Raw genomic sequence first — 1768 nt, 5'->3', positions numbered from 1 at the left:
ACATGACGGCCACCACCGTGCCGGCAGCAACGAGCAGGAACGGCACGGCCGCTTTCCACAGCGCCATCCGACCGATCACCAGCCCTATCAGGAGATAAGCGATCCACTGCAGGACAGGGTAGTAGCCCGTGAGAAAGAGGTCGCCCAGCAGCCTGGCCGGGGTGGCCAGATCCTCCCAGCTTGGGTTGTGCCCCAGCCGCAGGGGCGGATCGGCGGACAGCAGCCACGGCCGCAGGAGGTAGGCCAGGGCGGGGGCAGCCAGTATCCAGAGGACCGCGAGTGCGGCCAGGCGTTTCAGCCCAAGCCCGACAAAGGGCAGCACGCACAGGAACAGCAGGGCGTAGTGGACCAGAATTATCGCGATGTTGACTTCCAGCCCGCCCAGGGAGAGCCCGACGGCACCGATCACGAGCGCCCGCAAGGCGATGCCTCTGCGGGCACCCCGCAGTTCGGCGCCCTCAAGCGGCTGCTGTTTCCCCGTGGACAAGGCGAGCCCGACTCCGGCCAGCACGGCGAACAGCGCGGCTGCCCGTCCGGAAAACGCCAGGCCGATCCAGGTGGGCGTGAGCTGCGGGTCCGGCTCAAAGGTTGCCAGCACGTGGGTGGCCATCATGGCCAGCAGGGCCAGGCCGCGCGCGGCGTCGATACCGGCCAGCCGGACGCCGGGGGGAGTGCCCCGGACGGTCCGGGAAGCCGTAGTCATTCCGCGCGCCGTCATCATCTGATCGTCTCACGATCGGCCCGGTGACCGTCTCATCTTCGGCCTGCCCGCAGCCCCGATCCTTCTCCGGGCATCCCTTGTATTCGAATATATGTTCGAATACGATGGGCGCATGAACGACGCCCCAGAGCCAGCCTTCCTGAAGCCCGAATTCACCGGCCGGGAATCCACAAGCCGACAATTTCCGGGCCCGGATCCGTCGGGCCCGCAATGGACCAGCGCGACGCCTGGCGGACGGACGAACGGTGGCGAGCCGGCGGCCGGCGTCCTCAAAGCCATGAGCCCGGGCGTCGTGGACTTCCTCTTCCGGCGCTTGGTCGCCGGGGAGCCGGCCGAGGACGTTCAGTGGGGGAAGGAAGGTGCGGCGCTGGCCGCGGTGCCGCCGGGAGCTGAGCTGGCCCGGCGGCTGGCCGAGACGGACCTCGACGCCCTCACTCCAACCGAATTGTTCGACTACGTGCGGGCGGCCCAGCGTCTAGCCGCCTGGGCAGAGGCCCTTCGCGAAACCGCCGTCGGGCGTTACTGCTCGGCACCTTCGGCTCCCTCCGGCGAAAGACGGGGTGCATAGGATGGGAGGGTGACCACTGGCTCAATCACCGCGTTGACGCTGTCCGCCGTCCAATACCAGGCCCTGGATGGTGGCGTTGCCGCCAACGTGCCCGAGCACATCCGGCTGATCGAAGACGCCGAGTCGCATGGAGCCCGGCTTGTCATCTTTCCCGAACTCTCGCTGACGGGATACCGGCTGGACCTGCTGGACGGACCCGGGGAGTGGCTGAGCGCGGCTGACCGGCGGCTGGACGGCATCCGGGAAATCTGCCGGCGCACCGGAATAACCGCCGTCGTCGGTGCCGCGTTCAAAGACGCGGACGGTATGCCGCGGCTGGCCGCCCTCGCGGTCCATCCGACAGGCTCCATCGAGACCAGCTTCAAAACGCACCTGCACGGACCGGAGCAGGATCTCTTCGTGGCCGGCAGCAATCCCGCGGTCCTGGAGATCGACGGCTGGAAGGTCGCTCTGGCGATCTGCTTCGACGCAGCCCGCCC

At 68.2% G+C, this 1768-nt stretch carries 3 protein-coding genes; 2 read left to right on the top strand and 1 reads right to left on the bottom strand.

Going from position 1 to position 1768, the window contains the following annotated elements; all coding sequences use genetic code 11:
• On the bottom strand, nt 1-718 hold a 718-nt coding region (locus LQV45_RS29925), incomplete at its 3' end, for a heparan-alpha-glucosaminide N-acetyltransferase domain-containing protein (RefSeq protein ID WP_230010797.1).
• 115 nt (nt 719-833) lie between these two features.
• Here LQV45_RS29925 and LQV45_RS29920 point away from each other — a divergent pair.
• Both LQV45_RS29920 and LQV45_RS29915 read left to right on the top strand, forming a co-directional pair.
• Nucleotides 834-1289, top strand: a complete 456-nt coding sequence (locus tag LQV45_RS29920; protein ID WP_230010794.1) for a hypothetical protein — start codon at nt 834-836, stop codon at nt 1287-1289.
• Between the two features lie 9 nt (nt 1290-1298).
• The coding region (locus LQV45_RS29915) for a carbon-nitrogen hydrolase family protein (RefSeq protein ID WP_230010791.1) at nt 1299-1768 on the top strand (470 nt) is incomplete at its 3' end.

The organism is Microbacterium sp. Bi128 (genome assembly GCF_918698205.1).
The sequence above is the reverse complement of the archived record's forward strand: the minus strand, read 5'-3'. Positions and strand labels throughout refer to the sequence as shown.

Bases quoted from the DNA above. Each gene is read 5' to 3' on its own strand.
- LQV45_RS29920 (WP_230010794.1), top strand. From the start codon at position 834: ATGAACGACGCCCCAGAGCCAGCCTTCCTGAAGCCCGAATTCACCGGC.